Here is a 17,436-nt window from a genome sequence, read left to right as displayed (position 1 = left end):
TTGGCTGCGCAGCGGTCGCAAGACCTGCCACCACGGTCCTCCAGACACATCGCGTTCACCGGTTTTGGGGCTGCTGTGCACCCCGGCGGGAGCAAGCGCCTTCGCCACAAAAGCCGCTGATGATCCTGCATTCGACCCTGGGCCCCCTTGCCATGGATCAAGCACCCGGCGCCCGATCGGCTAGAATGGCCGCCTTGTGATTGCCGAGCCTGCCATGAAACCCGTATTGCCCCACGCCCAGCTCGACTGGGATGACCAGGGACGCCCGCGTTCGCGGGTGTTCGATGACGTGTATTTTTCCGATCAGTCAGGTCTGGAAGAAACCCGTTATGTATTCCTCGAACAGAACCGTCTGGCCGAACGTTTTGCCGCGTTGCCGGCGCACGGGCGACTGGTGATCGGCGAAACCGGATTCGGCACCGGGCTGAATTTTCTCTGCGCCTGGCAGCTGTTCGAGCAACATGCGGTGGCCGGGGCGCGCCTGCATTTCGTCAGCGTCGAAAAGTACCCGCTGAGCCCTGCGGACTTGCAGCGGGCCTTGGCCTTGTGGCCGCAATTGAAGTCGCTGGCCGATCAGTTGCTGACCCATTACGTGGCGATCCATCAGGGTTTTCAGCGGGTCATTCTGGGCAATGGCCGGGTCACGCTGACGCTGTTGATCGGCGATGCCCTGGAGCAATTGCCGCAGCTCGATGCGCAGATCGACGCGTGGTTTCTCGACGGCTTCGCCCCGGCGAAAAACCCGGACATGTGGACCGCCGAGCTGTTCGTCGAACTGGCCCGCCTGGCCGCGCCCGGCTCGACTATCAGCACCTTTACCAGCACCGGTTGGGTGCGGCGCTTGCTCAATGCCGCCGGGTTCAAGATGAAACGCACGCCGGGCATCGGCCACAAGTGGGAAATCCTGCGCGGTGAATTTGTCGGCTGGCCGCAGGACGTTGCGCCACCCGCGCCAGACAAACCGTGGTTCGCCCGCCCTGCCCCGCTGACCGGTGAGCGCCGGGCATTGGTGATCGGCGCCGGGCTGGCCGGGTGCGCCAGCGCCGCCAGTCTCGCGGCGCGGGGCTGGCAGGTCAGCCTGCTGGAACGGCATGCCGACGTGGCGCAGGAAGCATCGGGCAATCCACAGGGCGTGCTGTACCTGAAGCTGTCGGCCCACGGCACCGCGTTGTCGCAACTGATCGTCAGCGGGTTCGGCTACACCCGCCGCCTGCTGGAAACCCTGCAACGCGGCTCGGATTGGGACGATTGCGGCGTGCTGCAATTGGCATTCAATACCAAGGAAGCCGAGCGCCATGCACAACTGGCGGCGGCGTTCCCGGAAGATCTGGTGCACTGGCTCGACCAGCCGCAGGCCGAGATTCAGGCCGGGGTCGGACTGAGCCACGGCGGCTTGTATTACCCCGAAGGCGGCTGGGTGCATCCGCCCGCGCTGTGCCAGGCACAGGCCGCGCAAGCGAACATCGAATTGCTCAAGCATCACGAGGCGCTGGAACTGCGCAAGGTCGAGGGTCAGTGGCAAGCCCTTGCCGGCGACCGTGTGCTCGCCAGCGCACCGGTGGTGGTATTGGCCGGCGCTGCGGAAATCAAACGCTTTGCACACAGTGCCGAGCTGCCGCTCAAACGCATTCGCGGGCAGATCACGCGCCTGCCGCAAACCACGGAAAGCCAGACGCTACGCACCGTGGTCTGCGCCGAAGGTTATGTCGCCCCGGCACGCCTGGGCGAACACACGCTGGGCGCCAGTTTCGATTTCACCAGCGATGACCTGACACCGACGACCGCCGAACACCTGGGCAATCTGGCGATGCTGGAGGAGATCTCCGGCGATCTGGTGGCGCGTCTGCACATCAATGACCTGCCTGCAGAAACGCTGGAGGGCCGCGCCGCCTTTCGCTGCACCAGCCCCGATTATCTACCGATTGTCGGCCCGCTGGCCGACCGCGAAGCGTTCGCTCAGGTCTACGCGGCGTTAAGCAAGGATGCGCGACAAGTGCCGGACATTGCCTGCCCGTGGCTCGACGGCTTGTATGTCAACAGCGGCCACGGCTCACGCGGGCTGATCACCGCACCGCTGTCCGGCGAACTGCTGGCGGCGTGGCTGGACAACGAGCCGCTGCCCCTGCCCAGAAGCGTCGCCGAAGCCTGCCATCCCAACCGTTTTGCCTTGCGCACGTTGATTCGCGGCAAATGAAAAAGAGCGACTGGCCGCCGGTCAGTCGCCGCCCCTTATAACTCATCGTTCTAAAACTCCCACAACTGCACCGGGTCAGTTTCTGAGTAACGGCCATTTTGGCCTGACTGAGAATCACCCTCCCCAACGGAAAAACCGGTAAGGATTTTATGTGCGGATTAGCTGGCGAGTTACGTTTTGATCAACACCCTGCAGACCTTGCAGCCATCGAGCGAATCACCCATCACCTGGCGCCTCGCGGCCCCGACGCGTGGGGCTTCCATGCTCAAGGGCCGATTGCCCTGGGCCACCGTCGCCTGAAAATCATGGACCTGTCGGACGGCTCGGCGCAGCCGATGATCGACAGTCAACTGGGCTTGTCCCTGGCCTTCAACGGCGCGATCTACAACTTCCCGGAACTGCGCGCCGAACTCGAAGCGCTCGGTTACGCGTTCTATTCCGGTGGCGACACCGAGGTGCTGCTCAAGGGTTACCACGCCTGGGGCGAAGCAATGCTGCCGAAACTCAACGGCATGTTTGCCTTCGCCATCTGGGAGCGCGACGCCCAGCGCCTGTTCATCGCTCGCGACCGTCTCGGCGTGAAGCCGTTGTACCTGTCGCGCACCGGTCAGCGTTTGCGTTTCGCCTCGGCCCTGCCGGCGCTGCTCAAGGGCGGCGACATCAACCCGATCCTTGACCCGGTGGCGCTCAATCACTATCTGAATTTCCACGCGGTGGTCCCGGCCCCGCGCACCTTGCTGGCCGGCATCGAAAAGCTGCCGCCCGCCACGTGGATGCGCGTTGAAGCCGATGGCACCACCGAACAGAAAACCTGGTGGACCCTGCCCTACGGCCCACACGAGGATGAGAAAAACCTGACGCTGGAAGACTGGGTCGACCGCGTGCTCGACAGCACCCGCGAAGCCGTGGCGATCCGCCAACGTGCGGCGGTGGATGTGGGTGTGCTGCTGTCCGGCGGTGTCGATTCGAGCATGCTCGTCGGTCTGCTGCGGGAAGTCGGCGTGGAAAACCTGTCGACCTTTTCCATCGGTTTCCAGGACGCTGGCGGCGAGCGCGGTGACGAGTTCCAGTATTCGGACCTGATCGCCAAACACTACGGCACGCAGCACCATCAGTTGCGCATCGACGAAAAGGAGATCATCGAGCAACTGCCTGCCGCGTTCCGTGCGATGAGCGAGCCGATGGTCAGCCATGACTGCATCGCGTTCTACCTGTTGTCTCGCGAAGTGGCCAAACACTGCAAGGTAGTGCAAAGCGGCCAGGGCGCCGACGAGTTGTTCGCCGGTTATCACTGGTACCCGCAAGTGGACGGTGCGGCGGATCCGTACGCGGCCTATCGCGCGGCATTCTTCGACCGCAGCTACGACGACTACGCTGCCACCGTGCAGCCGAAATGGCTGACGGCCAATGACGCTGCCGGCGACTTCGTGAAGGAACATTTCGCCCAACCGGGCGCCGATGCCGCCGTGGACAAAGCCCTGCGCCTGGACAGCACGGTGATGCTGGTGGATGACCCGGTCAAACGTGTCGACAACATGACCATGGCCTGGGGCCTGGAAGCTCGCACGCCGTTTCTCGACTATCGCCTGGTCGAACTGTCGGCTCGTGTGCCTGGTCGCTTCAAGCTGCCTGACGGCGGCAAACAGGTGCTCAAAGAGGCGGCGCGACGGGTCATTCCGAGTGAAGTGATTGATCGCAAAAAAGGCTACTTCCCGGTGCCCGGCCTCAAGCATTTGCAAGGCGACACGCTGAACTGGGTGCGCGAACTGCTGCTTGATTCGAGTCAGGATCGCGGCCTGTTCAACCCGGCGATGCTCGACAAACTGCTGACCGATCCGCAAGGCCAACTGACCCCGTTACGCGGCTCGAAACTGTGGCAACTGGCGGCCTTGAACCTGTGGCTCAGTGAACAAGGAATCTGATTGATGAAACCCCACGCCACGGCTATCAGCCAACGCCTGCTGCGCGGTCAGACCCCGTCGTATGAACGCTTGCAGGCGCGTCTGGCCGAAGACGGCAGCGAACTCGGCGCCGACCCTATCGCCGTGCATTGCGGTTGGGGCCGGCTGCTGATCGGCCACACCTTTCCTGACCCGGCGACGCTGGCGCAGGAATTGCTCAACGAGCAACCCGGCGAGCGCGACATCGCGCTGTACGTCGCCGCGCCGCAGCAGATTCTCGGTCTTGAACCGACCCAGTTGTTCCTCGATCCGTCCGACACCTTGCGCGTTTGGTTCAGCGATTACCGTCAGGCGACGCGGGTGTTTCGCGGCTTCCGCATTCGTCGCGCGCAGAGCGAGGCGGACTGGCAGGCGATCAATGTGCTGTATCAGGCGCGCGGCATGTTGCCGATCGACGCCACGCGGCTCACCCCGCATCATCAGGGCGGCCCGGTGTACTGGATCGCTGAAGATGAAGACAGCGGCGCGGTGATCGGCAGCGTCATGGGCCTGAATCATCACAAAGCGTTCAACGACCCGGAGCACGGCAGCAGCCTGTGGTGCCTGGCGGTCGATCCGCAATGCTCGCGGCCCGGTGTCGGTGAAGTGCTGGTCCGTCATCTGATCGAGCACTTCATGAGTCGCGGCTTGAGCTATCTCGACCTGTCGGTGTTGCACGACAACCGTCAAGCCAAGAATCTCTACGCCAAGCTCGGTTTTCGCAACCTGTCGACGTTTGCCATCAAGCGCAAGAACGGCATCAACCAGCCGTTGTTCCTCGGCCCGGGACCGGAGGCGCAGTTCAATCCCTATGCGCGAATCATCGTCGAAGAAGCCCATCGACGCGGCATCGACGTTCAGGTCGATGACGCCGACGCCGGGCTGTTCACCCTCAGCCATGGCGGGCGCCGGGTGCGCTGCCGGGAATCGTTGAGCGACCTGACCAGCGCGATCAGCATGAGCCTGTGCCAGGACAAAAGCCTGACCCACAAGGTGCTGAAAGCCGCCGGCCTCAACCTGCCGTCGCAACAGTTGGCCGGCAATGCCGACGACAACCTGGCGTTTCTCGACGAGCATCAGCGGGTGGTGGTCAAGCCGCTCGACGGTGAACAGGGCCAGGGCGTGGCGGTGGATTTGCAGAGCATCGAAGAGGTGCAGCGTGCCATCGAAACCGCAAAACAATTCGATAGCCGGGTGCTGCTGGAAAGCTTCCACGAAGGCCTCGATCTGCGGATTCTGGTGATTGGCTTTGACGTCGTGGCGGCGGCGATTCGCAAGCCTGCGGAAGTGGTCGGTGACGGGCACCATTCGATTGGTGCGTTGATCGAAGCGCAGAGCCGGCGCCGTCAGGCGGCGACCGGTGGCGAGAGCAAGATCCCGCTGGATCACGAAACCCAACGCACCCTGCACGCGGCCGGTTATGACTACAGCAGCATCCTGCCGGCCGGTGAGCATCTGTTCGTGCGGCGCACCGCCAATCTGCACACCGGCGGCACACTGGAAGATGTCACGGCGATCCTGCACCCGACCCTTGTCGATGCCGCCGTGCGCGCAGCACGGGCGCTGGACATTCCGATGGTTGGCCTCGATTTGATGGTGCCGGCGGCGGATCAACCGGAGTACGTGTTTATCGAAGCCAACGAACGGGCCGGGCTGGCCAACCATGAACCGCAGCCAACGGCGGAGCGGTTTGTCGATCTGCTGTTTCCGCACAGTCAGCCGGCTGTTTCTTGATCACGCAGCGCGTCCACTGACGCCTTCGCGAGCAAGCTCGCTCCCACAGGGGAACGCATTCCAAATGTGGGAGCGAGCTTGCTCGCGAAGGGGCCGCAACAGACACCACAAATTTTTCCCTCATCGAAACCATCGATGCGCCTCAACTCATCAGGAGTTTCCATGACCACACAAATCCCTGAACCGGATCTGAATTACCTGCAAAAAGTCCTGCTGGAAATGCTCGCCATTCCCAGCCCGACCGGGTTCACCGACACCATCGTGCGTTACGTCGCCGAGCGTCTGGAAGAACTTGGCATTCCCTTCGAGATGACCCGTCGCGGCACGATCCGCGCCACCCTCAAGGGCAAGAAAAACAGCCCCGACCGCGCGGTCTCGGCGCACCTCGACACCATCGGTGCGGCCGTGCGCGCCGTGAAAGACAACGGGCGTTTGACCCTGGCCCCGGTCGGCTGCTGGTCGAGCCGGTTTGCCGAGGGCAGCCGCGTCAGCCTGTTCACCGACAATGGCGTGATTCGCGGCAGCGTGTTGCCATTGATGGCGTCCGGACACGCGTTCAACACCGCGGTGGACGAAATGCCGATCAGTTGGGATCACGTCGAGCTACGTCTGGATGCCTACTGCGCAACCAAGGCCGATTGCGATTCGCTGGGCATCAGTGTCGGTGACGTGGTGGCGTTCGATCCGTTGCCGGAGTTCACCGAAAGCGGTCACATCAGCGCCCGTCACCTGGATGACAAGGCCGGGGTTGCAGCACTGCTCGCCTCGCTCAAGGCGATCGTCGACAGCGGTCAGGAATTGATGATCGACTGCCACCCGCTGTTCACCATCACCGAAGAAACCGGCAGCGGCGCGGCGGCAGCATTGCCGTGGGACGTCAGTGAATTCGTCGGTATCGACATTGCACCGGTCGCCCCCGGCCAGCATTCCAGCGAACACGCGGTGAGCGTGGCGATGCAGGATTCCGGCGGGCCGTACGACTATCACCTGTCACGGCATTTGCTGCGCCTGGCCAGTGAAAACGAGTTGCCGGTGCGACGCGACCTGTTTCGCTATTACTTCAGCGATGCCCACTCGGCGGTGACCGCCGGCCACGACATCCGCACCGCCCTGCTCGCCTTTGGCTGCGACGCCACCCACGGTTATGAGCGCACGCACATCGACAGCCTGGCGGCGCTCAGTCGCTTGCTCGGGGCCTATATTCTGAGTCCGCCAGTGTTTGCCAGCGACGCGGCGCCGGCCAATGCGTCGCTCGACCGGTTCAGTCATCAGATCGAGCATGACACACAGATGGAAAGTGATACGCGGGTGCCGTCGGTGGACAGTCTGGTGGGGCAGCGTTCCGACAGTTGATTCGGTTAGTGTAGCGGCTGGACTGCCCGCATCGCCGGCACGCCAACTCCCACAGGGTTTGTGCGGTTCACAGGCCCTGTGGTCCAACCAAAAACTGTAGGGGCTGGCTTGCCAGTGATGAGGCCGGTACACCCCACACAAAACTGGCAGGCAACCGACAATCGCCGTAGCATCCTGACCTTGATTGAACCGAGGTGCCCATGCTGATTCCCCACGACCAACTTGAAGTCGACACCCTCACCCGCCTGATCGAGGACTTCGTCACCCGCGACGGCACCGACAACGGCGATGACACGCCGCTGGAAACCCGTGTCCTGCGCGTACGCCAGGCCCTGACCAAAGGCCAGGCGCTGATCGTCTTCGACCCGGAAAGCGAGCAATGCCAATTGATGCTCAAGCACGACGTGCCCAAGCACCTGTTCGACTGAGCCCGTCAGCGGGCCTTTTCAGAGGCCTGCTTGCGCTGGATCCGTTCATAGACTTCGGCGCGATGCACGTTGACTTTCTGGGGCGCCTCGACGCCGAAACGCACACTGGAACCGTTCACTGACAGAACGCGCAGGGAAATGTCGTCGCCGATTGAAATCAATTCACCGACGACGCGGCTGAGTACAAGCATGGGATTGGTCCTTCCGGGTTAACGAACCCTGAAGATGCGCGGCTTGCCGGTGCGACACAATGCGCGGCCGGCAAATCAGTCTTGCCTTACACCCACCCCGCCGACAGGCCGTCAGACGTTTCGTACAAAACCGTCGATTCAAGCAACTGAGAAGCGCGGACCGAACAGAATCACGCTGGCGCCGATTACACACAACGCCACGCCGATCCAGTCCGAGCTCAACGGGCGAACGCGCTCGACCACGGCCAGCCAGCCAATCGACGCGACAATGTAAATCCCGCCATACGCGGCATAGGCGCGACCGGCGTAGGCCGCTTCAACGCGGGTCAGCAACAGGGCGAACAGGGTCAGGCTGAGTAACGCAGGAATCACCCACAGGGCACTTTTGCCCTGACGCAGCCACATGAAGAAAGCGAAACAACCGGCGATTTCAAACAGCGCCGCAAGGAAAAACCACAAGTAATTGAGCATCGAAGCGTCTCGTCAGGGTGACCATTGCGGCCACCCTAACCACGCGACACCCGCCGGGCAAGCTCAGCCGTTGTTCTGTTTGGCCTTGGCGCGCATTTTTTCCGCCATCGCGGTCATTTCGTTGTAGAGCAGTTGCGGGTTCTTCTGCTTGATGGCCCAGGCCATGCGGCCCTGCTCATGGGGCAGGATCATGAACTCGCCGGCGGCGACTTGCTGATAGATATAGTCGGCGATGTCTGCTGCGCTGATCGGCGAACTTTCCAGCAACTTGCCGACCTGCGCTTTCATTGCCGGGGTCGGCCCACGGAACGAATCGAGCAAGTTGGTCTGGAAGAATGACGGGCACACCACATGCACGCCGACTTCCTGTTGCGCCAGTTCGATCAGCAGGCTTTCCGACAGCGCTACGACACCGGCCTTGGCGACGTTGTAGTTGCTCATGGCCGGGCCTTGCATCAATGCCGCCATGGACGCGATGTTGATGATCTTGCCTTTGCTTTGCTCCAGCAGCGGCAGGAATGCCTTGCAGCCCTTGACCACGCCCATCAGGTTGATCGCGATCTGCCAGTCCCAGTCTTCCAGCGACAACTCACTGAAGAACCCGCCCGATGCTACACCGGCGTTGTTGACGATGATGTCGATGCCGCCAAGCTTCTCTTCGCAGGCCTGGGCGAACGCCGTGAGCTGACTGTAATCACGCACATCGCAGCGCTGAATAAAACCGTCGCCACCGGCTTCGCGCACCATTTTCAGGGTTTCCTGCAGACCGGGCTCGCTGACGTCGGACAAGGCCAGTTGCCAGCCTTCACGCGCCCAGCGCAGCGCGATTTCCCGACCTAAACCCGAGCCCGCGCCAGTGATCATCATGCGATTTTGCATAGCAGACAGCCTTGTTGTTCCGGGGAAGATGCGCGGAGTGTAGCGAAGGATCCTTAGCCCTCCACGCTCCATCAGACTGCTGAATACAGGATCAAAAGATCGCAGCCTTCGGCAGCGCCTACAAGATTCGTGCAGGCGCGGCCGAGAGGAACCAGGCCGCGATTTTTTTGTTTCAAAGGAAATAAGGGAGCGATCCAAATACATTAAAAAAACATTGAATTTTTTTTCATGCACAACAGTCGGAATTTGTAAGCCGTCTGGATTTAGTTAATTACCAGCCGCCCCTGAACATCAAGACTTCTCGAATACTATCAACAAGGAAAATCGACATGGGCACAATTCTTATCATTATCCTGATCCTGTTGCTGATCGGTGGTCTGCCGGTCTTCCCGCACTCCAGAAGTTGGGGTTATGGCCCGTCGGGCATTATTGGCGTGGTATTGGTAGTGCTGCTGGTCTTGCTGTTACTCGGCAGGATATAAAACGCAGGACAAAAAAAGAGGCCCTCAGGGGCCTCTTTTTTATGCAGCGTTTTTTATCAGTCCGGCTTGCCGTTAATCACGCCGGCGGTATTGTCCATCAGGCTCTTGGTCGCCGTTTGCAGGAACGATTCGAGCTTGAGTTTCAATTCAGCGGTACGCGGTGCATCCTGCACGACCTCGGCATGCGGATTGGCGCCCAACTGGTACTGCCAGATCTTCGGTGCCATTTCTTTATCCTTTGGCAGCACGAGAATCTGGTCAGCGGTGACGATGGCAGTGGTCTGCTCGCTGCCCGACGGCTTGATCACACCGAAGCCGGTGTCGCCTTCCGGCAGGTTGAGCAGGTCACGGCCCCAGCACTGATGAAGTACTTCGCCACCCAGACGGCCCATGATGGTCGGCACGATGTCGATTTGCGTGCCCACGGTGTGGTCACGGGTACCGAACTTTTCCTGGATGCCCGGCGCAATCATCAGCATCGGTACGTTGAAGCGGCCCAGGTCCATTTCGGTGATCTGACGCTCGTTGCCGAAACCGTGGTCGCCGACGATGACAAACAGGGTTTCCTTGAAGTACGGCTCTTTACGCGCCTTCTCGAAGAACTGACCCAACGCCCAGTCGGCATAACGCATGGCGGTCAAGTGCTCGTTGAGGCTGCCACGATCGGTCACGGGCTCGACCGGCAAGGGTGTCGGCAAAGCGTATGGCGTGTGGTTGGACAGGGTTTGCAGCAGCGCATAGAACGGCTTGCCGTTTTCCCGCGCCTTCAGTTCGATCAGACCGCGGTCGAACATGTCCTGGTCGGACACGCCCCAGGTCGGGTCGGAGAACACCGGGTTGACGAAGTCGTTACGACCCACGAAGTTGGTCATGCCCTGGTTGCTGAAGAAGCCCGACTGGTTGTCCCAGGCGAAGTCACCGTTGTAGACGTAGACGTCGTCATACTTGCGCGCGCTGAGCAGTTGCGGCAGGCCGGAGAGCTTGTGGCTGCCTTCCGGGGTCTGCATCAGGTATTCGAAACCCGGCAGGTTCGGGAAACATGCCATGGTCGCGAACATGCCCTGGTGGGTGTGCGTGCCGTTGGAGAAGAAGCGGTCGAACAGCAGGCCTTCCTTCGACAGTTTGTCGAGGTACGGGGTGATGTTGCCCGGCGCGCCCAAAGCACCCACCGAGTGACCGGCCATGCTTTCCATCAGGATCACAACGACGTTCTTGATCGGCAAGGTCTTGTCGGCGGGCGGCGTGTATTCACGGCGCACGGCGGCGATGTCGGCATCGACCAGTTTGTCGTCAGGCATCAGCAACATGTCGCGCACGACTTTCTGCGCCTTTTCCTGTGGCAGGGTGGCTTTCCAGATGTTGTTGCGATCTTCGCCCATGCGGTCCTTGGCGGCAGCGATCAGCGACAGCGTACCGTTGAGACCCAGTTGGTTGGCGAAGTTCGACTCGGTGGTGTACACGTCACCCCAGCGCAGCGGCGGGCCCTGACGCAGGGTGCCACGAGCAGCGGTGACGCAGATCAGCAGGCAGACCACGAACACCGCCAGGCGGGTGTACCACGGCGCCACCTGACGGGTGCCGACGTTGCCGCCACTGAAGGGGCCGCGTGGACGGGTCGCACGGTCGGCGCCTTTGAACGCCAGGGTCAGGATGACGGTGCCGATCGCCCACGCCAGCAGGTAACGGACCACCGGGAAACCGTACCAGAGCATGCTCATAACGGTTTTCGGGTCTTCTTTCACGTACTGGAAGACCAGGCCGTTGAGGCGCTGGTGGAATTCGCGATAGAAATCCATCTCCATCAGGCCGAGGAACAGCGCGATGCTCGAAGCGATCGTCAGCCACAGACGGAAGAAACCACGCACGGCCATGGCGCGGGCACTGAACAGCGCCAGCACCAGCGGAATGCAAATGTACACCACCAGGCGCAGGTCGAAACGCAGGCCGTTGGCGAACGCTTCAATGAAGGTCGAAGCCGGGGTGTCGAGGATCATCTCGCGGTTGTAGACCAGCAGCGCGAGGCGCAGCACGGAAAACATCACCATCATGACCAGTGCACAAAGCAGCGTGTAGGCCAGATGCGATTTGACGGTCGGTTGCAGCAGGCGAGCAGAAGATCGCTGCTGATTCAGGGCGTCCGGGTTTGCCATGTCGTTTTAGGACCCATTGGAAGTTAAAGTTGCAAAAATACAGCGGCGCCATGCCCTCTATTGGCCATTCCAGACCCCGGGGCTTGCGCGGTGCGCAAATGTTGCACGATCACCCGCACCATTACCATTGATTACTGCCTCGGTGCCGGACACTTTCATTTAATGCCACGGCAGCGCGGCCGCGTGCCAACGGCGCGGGCGAATTGTCTTGAACACGTTGTGAAAATTTCGTTCAACGCATATCTGGAAACACAATATAGCGACAAAACAAAAACGCCCCGATTGATCGGGGCGTTTTGCTCAACCGGCGGCGATTACTTCTCGGCGCGTTCTTTCAACGCTTTAAGCGTGTTGAACGGCGCATCGACGACAAACTTGTTGGCCACCATCGCCGGCACACTGCCACCCGGCTCAGTATGGACTTGATAGGTCACTTCGACCTGATCGCCCTTGGGCACGAACTTCCAGAAACCCTTGACCTGGGCAACGCGCACGAAGCCTTTCTCTTCCGGCACGTACTTCGGCACGCCTTCAAGGTTGCGGGTCAGGCTGCCATCGGCGCCTTCGACGGTGGTGATGTGCAGCACCGAATCGCGCGGAGTGACTGGCCATGGCGTGTTGAACTGGGTGTAGGTCCAGCTCTGATCGCCTTCGTGCTTGAGCAGTTTCTGGGTCTTGCATTCGTGAATCCAGGCACAGGCGCCGGAAACGTCTTCCTGCAGTGCGCGCAGTTTGGCGATGGTGGTCTTCATCAAGACCACGCCCTGATAGGACTTGTAGTCCGACCCCGGCACTTCGCTCAGGGAAACCTTGATGCCGTCTTCGTTCTTGGCGACCTTCCAGTCTTCAGCCTGAACCGCCGAAGTAGCCAGCACGGCAGTCAAACCACACAACACAGCGATACGATGCAGCGAACCCATAGTCTTATTCCTTATTGTTGAAGTTCCGTTCGTTTGACACATCACGCCGCCGTCATTTGCTCCCACCAGCCGATCAACCTGATCGCCTCTTCCGAGTTGCTGCCACAGACTTCGATATCGGCGGCAAAACCGGAACAGACAGCGGGACGCTCCGGCTGGCCGAAAATGCTGCACAGGTTTTCGACCGAGAGTTGCACGCAACGTTCGCCGGCAGGTTTGCCATCAGGCATGCCGGGAATCGCCGAACTGATGGAAGGGGCAATGCAGCAAGCGCCACAGCCTTCACGGCATTTCATGACGGACAAATCCTCACGACGGGTAATGTGCTAAAGAGACGCGGAACAGAGTAACCGCTAAAACGGCTGTTTAAAATTCCCTGATCCGGGGTTTTTACCGATAAGTGAATGTGACTGACCAGTCTCCGACAAAGCGTCTGGTCTGCGGGTCACAGGTGAGCAGGAATTACTGCTTGAATTCGAAATCCAGCGCCGCGCCTTCGATTTCCCGGCGGTCTTCGTTGCGCAGTTGCAACTGCATTTCGTTGCTGAGCAAGCGGCCGTTGAGCTGGAATCCATTGTTTTTCTCGCCAAAAAACTGCGGCAGGATCTGATCGTGCTTCGGCAGCACCACGGTGCCGGGCGGTTTCAGCTCCTGAACCATCTCCTTGGGCAGACTCAGGTCGAGCCTGGCGGGCGGCAGCGGAGTGTTCACCAGTTCTTTGGCCGACTTTGATTTCGACGCAATCGGCGGGCGCTTCTTCACCGGGGCGGCTTTCTTCTGCTGCGATTTTTTGTCCGGGGCCGCTTTTGCGCTCGTTGCAGGCTTTTTTTCTGCGGTAGCCGTTGCCGGCTTTTCTTGAACGGCTGCCGCCAAGGCACTCGGCGCATGACTGATCAGTAGCAAACCCAAGATGACTCCGGCGGCAGAAAAAATCGCTTTCATGGACCCTACAACACTAACGGCAGAGGGCCATATGCTCGCTTGTTGAACGCTACAAGACAAGCACGAGCCACTGCTGGCTTAAAATCCGCCCGCCGTTTCCTGACACAGCTGAGTCGCCAGCAGGCCGAGCGTCATCAACGCCCGCTCCGCCTCGCGGTTCCACGGAATGCCGCAATTGAGGCGGATACAGTGGTTGAATTGCTCGGTATTACTGAAGATCAGCCCCGGTGCAATGCTGATGCCCTGCTGCAAGGCGCGGACATGCAATTCCTGGGTGTTGACCCTGCCCGGCAAGCTTACCCACAAGATGAAACCGCCCGTGGGCCGGGTCATTTGCGTGCCTTCGGGGAAGTACTGCTGCACTGCCAGCTGGAAGGCGCTGAGGTTTTTCCGGTATTCCTGGCGGATGTACCGTAAATGCCGGTCATAACCACCGTTTTCCAGATAAGCGGCGATCGCCATCTGCGTCACGCTGCAGGCCGAATGGGTGCTGAAGGTCTGCAGACGCTGGATTTCCTGCTGATACTTGCCGGCAATCATCCAGCCGATGCGCACCCCCGGCGACAAGGTCTTGGAGAAACTCGAGCAGTAGATCACCCGGTCAAGACGGTCATAGGCCTTAAGTGCCTTGGTGCGCCCCTGTTCAAACATCAACTCGCCATAGATGTCGTCTTCGACGATCTGGATGTCGAAGTCCGACGCCAGACGTAATAGCTGTTTCTGGCGCTCCTCCGGCATGGTCCCGCCCAGTGGATTGCTCAGGCGCGTGGTCAGCACCAGGGCCTTGATCGACCACTGGTTGGCGGCCAGTTGCAATGCTTCGAGGCTCATGCCGGTAGCGGGATCGCTGGGGATTTCGATGACTTTCAGACCGAGCAGATCGGCCAGTTGCAACAGCCCGTAATAGGTCGGCGATTCGGCGGCGATCAGATCGCCCGGACGGGTCAGCACCCGCAACGACATCTGCAAGGCATCGACGCAGCCGTGAGTGATCACCACTTCCGACGGGTCGATGACCACGCCAGCGTCGCGCATGCGGATCGCCACCTGCCGGCGCAGCGGTTCGAAGCCGGGGCTGAACATGTAGCTGAACGCCCGCGGGCTATGGAAACGCGTGACCTTGGCCAGTTGCTGATGCAGTGCGCGCACCGGCAGATAATCGACGCTTGGCACCGCAGCGCCGAGCGGGAAGACGCCTTCACGGCGTGACTCGACCAGAACCTGCTGAATGATGCTGCTGCGGGTGACCAATCCCGGCCGCTCGACCCGGGCAATGTCGGGCGTCGGCGCGGTCAGGGCGGGCGTCTGGTGGACGTAATAACCGGATTGCGGGCGCGCCCGAATCAGCCCCTGATCTTCGAGGTTGGCGTAAGCCTGCAAAACCGTGGCATGGCTGACGTTGAGCTGCGAACTCATCTTGCGCACCGACGGCACGCGTTCTCCCGGTTGATAGACGCCACGACGGATGTCTTCGGCCAGTTGCTGAGCAATACGTTGGTAGAGCAAGAGATTGGTCATGACGCAGCACTCGATTTCACGGGCATTTTATTCTTGTGTGAAACAATACCGGAACAGTTTAGAAGTGTACTGGGACAGTTGCCACATTACTCGACCATACAGTGCGGTGTCTGCCCCCGACTGTACGGATTTGCGAGCCATTCGACACACATAAAAAAGCCCGGCACTGCATGACAGGCCGGGCTTTCCAGAGACGCAACCCTCAGCGGGCGGCGCCGAGCTGGCCTTTTTCATCGGAGAAGACAATTTCCACGCGACGGTTCTGTGCCCGCCCGCGCTCGGAAGCGTTGGCGTCCACCGGGTATTCGTCGCCGTAGCCTTCGACCTGAATGCGTTTGTCGTCGATGCCCAGGTCCATCAGCACGTCGGCCACCGCTTGCGCGCGATCGCGGGACAGCTTGAGGTTTTCCTGCTTGCCGCCGGTGCTGTCGGTGTAACCCTCGATGCGCACCACGCGTTTGGGATTCAGTTGCAGGAACTGGACGATCTTCAGCACGACACGGTTGGCCGAATTCTTCAGCTCTGCTTCACCGGTATCGAACAGCACATCGCCGAGGGTCATCACCAGACCACGGTCGGTCTGGGTGGTGGCCAGCGCAACGATCTGCTCTTCAAGCCACTTGCCTTGCTGCTGCACGCTGAGCAACTTCGACTCACGCAAGGCCAGTTGCAGGCGCTGACGTTCCAGTTCGAGCTTGGCCGCGCGCTCCTCGTTGAGCACCTGATTGGTGTGCTCGCGGGCGATTTCGCTGTAACGCTGGCTCAGGTAGGCGTAATGCACCACGTCCGAACCGCTGCCCCAATAGGTCGACAGGCGATCGGCACGGGCCAGCGACTCACCGGCGCGGATCACGTCTTTCGGCGCGATACGCAAAACGTTGGAATCTTCCTTGACCTTCTGGAAGTCGGCGCTGGCTTCTTGCAAAGCGGATTCACTGTGTTGGCCGGCGCAGCCGTACAGACTGGCGCAACCGGCGAGGATCAGACCGCCGAGCACGTTGGACTTGCGGCTCATTGGGCGTCCCCCAGTTGTTTGCGCAGACGGATGATGCGGGTATTGAGCACGTTCACCTGCTCTTCGCTCTTTTGCGTCAGCACTTTGGCTTCCGCCAGACGCGCATCGAGTTCAGCCTGCTCGGACCGCATGCGTGCGTTGCGGTAAGACTCATCGGCCATGTTGCCTTTGGCGCGGTCGTATTTGGTTTCGGCCAGTTTCATTTCAGGCACTTCATCAGCGGTGGCGCCAACGGCCTTGGCCTGGGTGATGGCCTGCTCGGTCAAACGCATTTGTTCAATGGGTGCCGGATCGGTTGCGCAACCGGCCAGGGCCAGAACGGCCACAGCCGCGAAAAGAGGTCGAATACTCACTAAGAATCCCTACTGTTTTGGGGCGCTGACGGCTTGTTGCGGCTGTTGCTGCTGCGCCTTCCAGCGCTCGATATTGCGTTGCAGCGCGGCTTCCGTCAGTCCGGACGCGGGCAATTCTGTCATCTTTTTGGCCAACTGTCCGCGCAACCACGGATCGTTGCAGGCCGAGTTATGGGAAACCGCGAGGAACAGGCCCGGCCGGTCGATCGGTTGTTCGAAGGCCAACAAGTCATTGGCCATCCCCAGCGCCTGCGCGGCGGCCATGCCCGAGTAGCGGCCAGCGAGGACATATTCCACCTCGCCCAGCAGAAGTTTCTGAAAAGCCTGGGTGAGGTTGGCTGTCCGGGTCAGGGTCAGATTCTGCTCGGCGAAAGTGCCAAATGCCTGGGTCATGCGAGACTTTTCCGACAACGCGCCCGTGTGGCCGTGCAGGTCTTTGGCCTCGCTGTAAACCAGCGTCGAGCCTTTGCGGGTCCACACCAGATAATCGTTTTCCAGCAACGGCGGATGGATGTAGTCGAGGTTTTCCAGCTCATTGAGGGTCAGCGGCGCGTCGGCGAGCATGTCCATGCGCCCGCTGCGCACTTCATCAAGGGCTTGCGAGCGTTTACCGGCGTAGAGCAACTCGACTTTGATACCCAGATCCTTGGCGATCTGCTGTAACAAGTCGGCGCTGGCACCCATCAGTTGTTTGGGATTCTGCGGGTCCTGCCACAGATACGGCGGCGCGTCCGGGCTGCCGGTGACGACGAGGCGCTCACACTTGCCGGCGGCCGCCGCCATTCCCGGCAAGAGGATCAATCCCAATAACAACCTGCGGCGCAGATCCATGGCAACACGCTCCACTCAAATGCGAGACAAAAAAA

General features: G+C 60.7%; 17 protein-coding genes. 6 read left to right on the top strand and 11 right to left on the bottom strand.

Annotated elements, in window-relative coordinates; all coding sequences use genetic code 11:
• The first annotated feature begins 214 nt into the window (after positions 1–214).
• From mnmC to PseuLF5_RS15630, 5 genes are all read left to right on the top strand, one after another.
• Positions 215–2,194 (top strand): bifunctional tRNA (5-methylaminomethyl-2-thiouridine)(34)-methyltransferase MnmD/FAD-dependent 5-carboxymethylaminomethyl-2-thiouridine(34) oxidoreductase MnmC, encoded by a 1,980-nt coding sequence (gene mnmC / locus PseuLF5_RS15650; protein ID WP_340133954.1) that lies wholly within the window; start codon positions 215–217, stop codon positions 2,192–2,194.
• A 149-nt stretch (positions 2,195–2,343) separates the two neighbouring features.
• Complete coding sequence (locus PseuLF5_RS15645; RefSeq protein ID WP_340133953.1) at positions 2,344–4,116, top strand: N-acetylglutaminylglutamine amidotransferase; 1,773 nt, start codon at positions 2,344–2,346, stop codon at positions 4,114–4,116.
• A 3-nt stretch (positions 4,117–4,119) separates the two neighbouring features.
• The gene (gene ngg / locus PseuLF5_RS15640) at positions 4,120–5,868 is read left to right on the top strand and encodes an N-acetylglutaminylglutamine synthetase (protein WP_222832314.1); all 1,749 of its coding nucleotides are present in this window, start codon (positions 4,120–4,122) and stop codon (positions 5,866–5,868) included.
• Positions 5,869–6,030: 162 nt separating this feature from the next.
• Positions 6,031–7,221: an osmoprotectant NAGGN system M42 family peptidase gene (locus tag PseuLF5_RS15635; RefSeq protein ID WP_105705262.1), complete on the top strand. Its 1,191-nt coding sequence runs from the start codon at positions 6,031–6,033 to the stop codon at positions 7,219–7,221.
• Between the two features lie 200 nt (positions 7,222–7,421).
• Positions 7,422–7,649, top strand: a complete 228-nt coding sequence (locus tag PseuLF5_RS15630) for a YheU family protein (RefSeq protein WP_003199186.1) — start codon at positions 7,422–7,424, stop codon at positions 7,647–7,649.
• 5 nt (positions 7,650–7,654) lie between these two features.
• Here the strand turns inward: PseuLF5_RS15630 and csrA are convergent, their stop codons facing one another.
• The 3 genes from csrA to PseuLF5_RS15615 all read right to left on the bottom strand — a co-directional run bounded on the left by csrA (position 7,655) and on the right by PseuLF5_RS15615 (position 9,190).
• Positions 7,655–7,840 (bottom strand): carbon storage regulator CsrA, encoded by a 186-nt coding sequence (gene csrA, locus PseuLF5_RS15625; RefSeq protein WP_123466706.1) that lies wholly within the window; start codon positions 7,838–7,840, stop codon positions 7,655–7,657.
• A gap of 138 nt (positions 7,841–7,978) precedes the next feature.
• Complete coding sequence (locus tag PseuLF5_RS15620; RefSeq protein WP_123466708.1) at positions 7,979–8,311, bottom strand: YnfA family protein; 333 nt, start codon at positions 8,309–8,311, stop codon at positions 7,979–7,981.
• A 63-nt stretch (positions 8,312–8,374) separates the two neighbouring features.
• Entirely contained in the window at positions 8,375–9,190 is an 816-nt protein-coding gene (locus PseuLF5_RS15615) for an SDR family oxidoreductase (RefSeq protein ID WP_128615059.1), read from the bottom strand.
• A gap of 323 nt (positions 9,191–9,513) precedes the next feature.
• Between PseuLF5_RS15615 and PseuLF5_RS15610 the strand changes: the two genes are divergently transcribed.
• Complete coding sequence (locus PseuLF5_RS15610; protein WP_169432680.1) at positions 9,514–9,672, top strand: DUF3309 family protein; 159 nt, start codon at positions 9,514–9,516, stop codon at positions 9,670–9,672.
• A gap of 56 nt (positions 9,673–9,728) precedes the next feature.
• Here the strand turns inward: PseuLF5_RS15610 and PseuLF5_RS15605 are convergent, their stop codons facing one another.
• The 8 genes from PseuLF5_RS15605 to PseuLF5_RS15570 all read right to left on the bottom strand — a co-directional run bounded on the left by PseuLF5_RS15605 (position 9,729) and on the right by PseuLF5_RS15570 (position 17,401).
• A complete protein-coding gene (locus tag PseuLF5_RS15605; RefSeq protein ID WP_340133949.1) occupies positions 9,729–11,822 on the bottom strand; it encodes an LTA synthase family protein in 2,094 nt (697 codons plus the stop codon).
• A 314-nt stretch (positions 11,823–12,136) separates the two neighbouring features.
• Positions 12,137–12,742, bottom strand: a complete 606-nt coding sequence (locus PseuLF5_RS15600) for an START domain-containing protein (RefSeq protein ID WP_123466714.1) — start codon at positions 12,740–12,742, stop codon at positions 12,137–12,139.
• Between the two features lie 41 nt (positions 12,743–12,783).
• Positions 12,784–13,038: a YkgJ family cysteine cluster protein gene (locus tag PseuLF5_RS15595; RefSeq protein WP_340133948.1), complete on the bottom strand. Its 255-nt coding sequence runs from the start codon at positions 13,036–13,038 to the stop codon at positions 12,784–12,786.
• Between the two features lie 166 nt (positions 13,039–13,204).
• Positions 13,205–13,684 carry a translation initiation factor 2 gene (locus PseuLF5_RS15590; RefSeq protein ID WP_123466718.1) on the bottom strand — a complete coding sequence of 160 codons (480 nt, stop codon included), beginning with the start codon at positions 13,682–13,684 and terminating at the stop codon, positions 13,205–13,207.
• A gap of 78 nt (positions 13,685–13,762) precedes the next feature.
• Positions 13,763–15,202: an aminotransferase-like domain-containing protein gene (locus PseuLF5_RS15585; protein WP_123466720.1), complete on the bottom strand. Its 1,440-nt coding sequence runs from the start codon at positions 15,200–15,202 to the stop codon at positions 13,763–13,765.
• A gap of 202 nt (positions 15,203–15,404) precedes the next feature.
• On the bottom strand, positions 15,405–16,217 hold the full coding sequence (locus PseuLF5_RS15580) for an OmpA family protein (protein ID WP_340133947.1): 813 nt from the start codon (positions 16,215–16,217) through the stop codon (positions 15,405–15,407).
• Positions 16,214–16,570: a DUF4398 domain-containing protein gene (locus tag PseuLF5_RS15575; RefSeq protein ID WP_123466724.1), complete on the bottom strand. Its 357-nt coding sequence runs from the start codon at positions 16,568–16,570 to the stop codon at positions 16,214–16,216. Before PseuLF5_RS15575 ends, PseuLF5_RS15580 begins: the two co-directional genes overlap by 4 nt.
• 9 nt (positions 16,571–16,579) lie before the next feature.
• Entirely contained in the window at positions 16,580–17,401 is an 822-nt protein-coding gene (locus PseuLF5_RS15570; protein WP_222832311.1) for a substrate-binding periplasmic protein, read from the bottom strand.
• Positions 17,402–17,436 lie beyond the last annotated feature (35 nt).

Source organism: Pseudomonas sp. LF-5 (genome assembly GCF_037626295.1).
Taxonomy (GTDB): Bacteria; Pseudomonadota; Gammaproteobacteria; order Pseudomonadales; family Pseudomonadaceae; genus Aquipseudomonas; species Aquipseudomonas monsensis.
The sequence above is the reverse complement of the archived record's forward strand: the minus strand, read 5'-3'. Positions and strand labels throughout refer to the sequence as shown.

What these genes read in the sequence shown, in the direction of transcription:
- PseuLF5_RS15580 (WP_340133947.1), bottom strand. Translation starts at nt 16,217, where the DNA reads ATGAGCCGCAAGTCCAACGTGCTCGGCGGTCTGATCCTCGCCGGTTGC.
- PseuLF5_RS15585 (WP_123466720.1), bottom strand. Translation starts at nt 15,202, where the DNA reads ATGACCAATCTCTTGCTCTACCAACGTATTGCTCAGCAACTGGCCGAA.
- PseuLF5_RS15620 (WP_123466708.1), bottom strand. Translation starts at nt 8,311, where the DNA reads ATGCTCAATTACTTGTGGTTTTTCCTTGCGGCGCTGTTTGAAATCGCC.
- mnmC (WP_340133954.1), top strand. Translation starts at nt 215, where the DNA reads ATGAAACCCGTATTGCCCCACGCCCAGCTCGACTGGGATGACCAGGGA.
- csrA (WP_123466706.1), bottom strand. Translation starts at nt 7,840, where the DNA reads ATGCTTGTACTCAGCCGCGTCGTCGGTGAATTGATTTCAATCGGCGAC.
- PseuLF5_RS15635 (WP_105705262.1), top strand. Translation starts at nt 6,031, where the DNA reads ATGACCACACAAATCCCTGAACCGGATCTGAATTACCTGCAAAAAGTC.
- PseuLF5_RS15615 (WP_128615059.1), bottom strand. Translation starts at nt 9,190, where the DNA reads ATGCAAAATCGCATGATGATCACTGGCGCGGGCTCGGGTTTAGGTCGG.
- PseuLF5_RS15590 (WP_123466718.1), bottom strand. Translation starts at nt 13,684, where the DNA reads ATGAAAGCGATTTTTTCTGCCGCCGGAGTCATCTTGGGTTTGCTACTG.
- PseuLF5_RS15600 (WP_123466714.1), bottom strand. Translation starts at nt 12,742, where the DNA reads ATGGGTTCGCTGCATCGTATCGCTGTGTTGTGTGGTTTGACTGCCGTG.
- PseuLF5_RS15645 (WP_340133953.1), top strand. Translation starts at nt 2,344, where the DNA reads ATGTGCGGATTAGCTGGCGAGTTACGTTTTGATCAACACCCTGCAGAC.
- PseuLF5_RS15570 (WP_222832311.1), bottom strand. Translation starts at nt 17,401, where the DNA reads ATGGATCTGCGCCGCAGGTTGTTATTGGGATTGATCCTCTTGCCGGGA.
- PseuLF5_RS15595 (WP_340133948.1), bottom strand. Translation starts at nt 13,038, where the DNA reads ATGAAATGCCGTGAAGGCTGTGGCGCTTGCTGCATTGCCCCTTCCATC.
- ngg (WP_222832314.1), top strand. Translation starts at nt 4,120, where the DNA reads ATGAAACCCCACGCCACGGCTATCAGCCAACGCCTGCTGCGCGGTCAG.
- PseuLF5_RS15605 (WP_340133949.1), bottom strand. Translation starts at nt 11,822, where the DNA reads ATGGCAAACCCGGACGCCCTGAATCAGCAGCGATCTTCTGCTCGCCTG.
- PseuLF5_RS15630 (WP_003199186.1), top strand. Translation starts at nt 7,422, where the DNA reads ATGCTGATTCCCCACGACCAACTTGAAGTCGACACCCTCACCCGCCTG.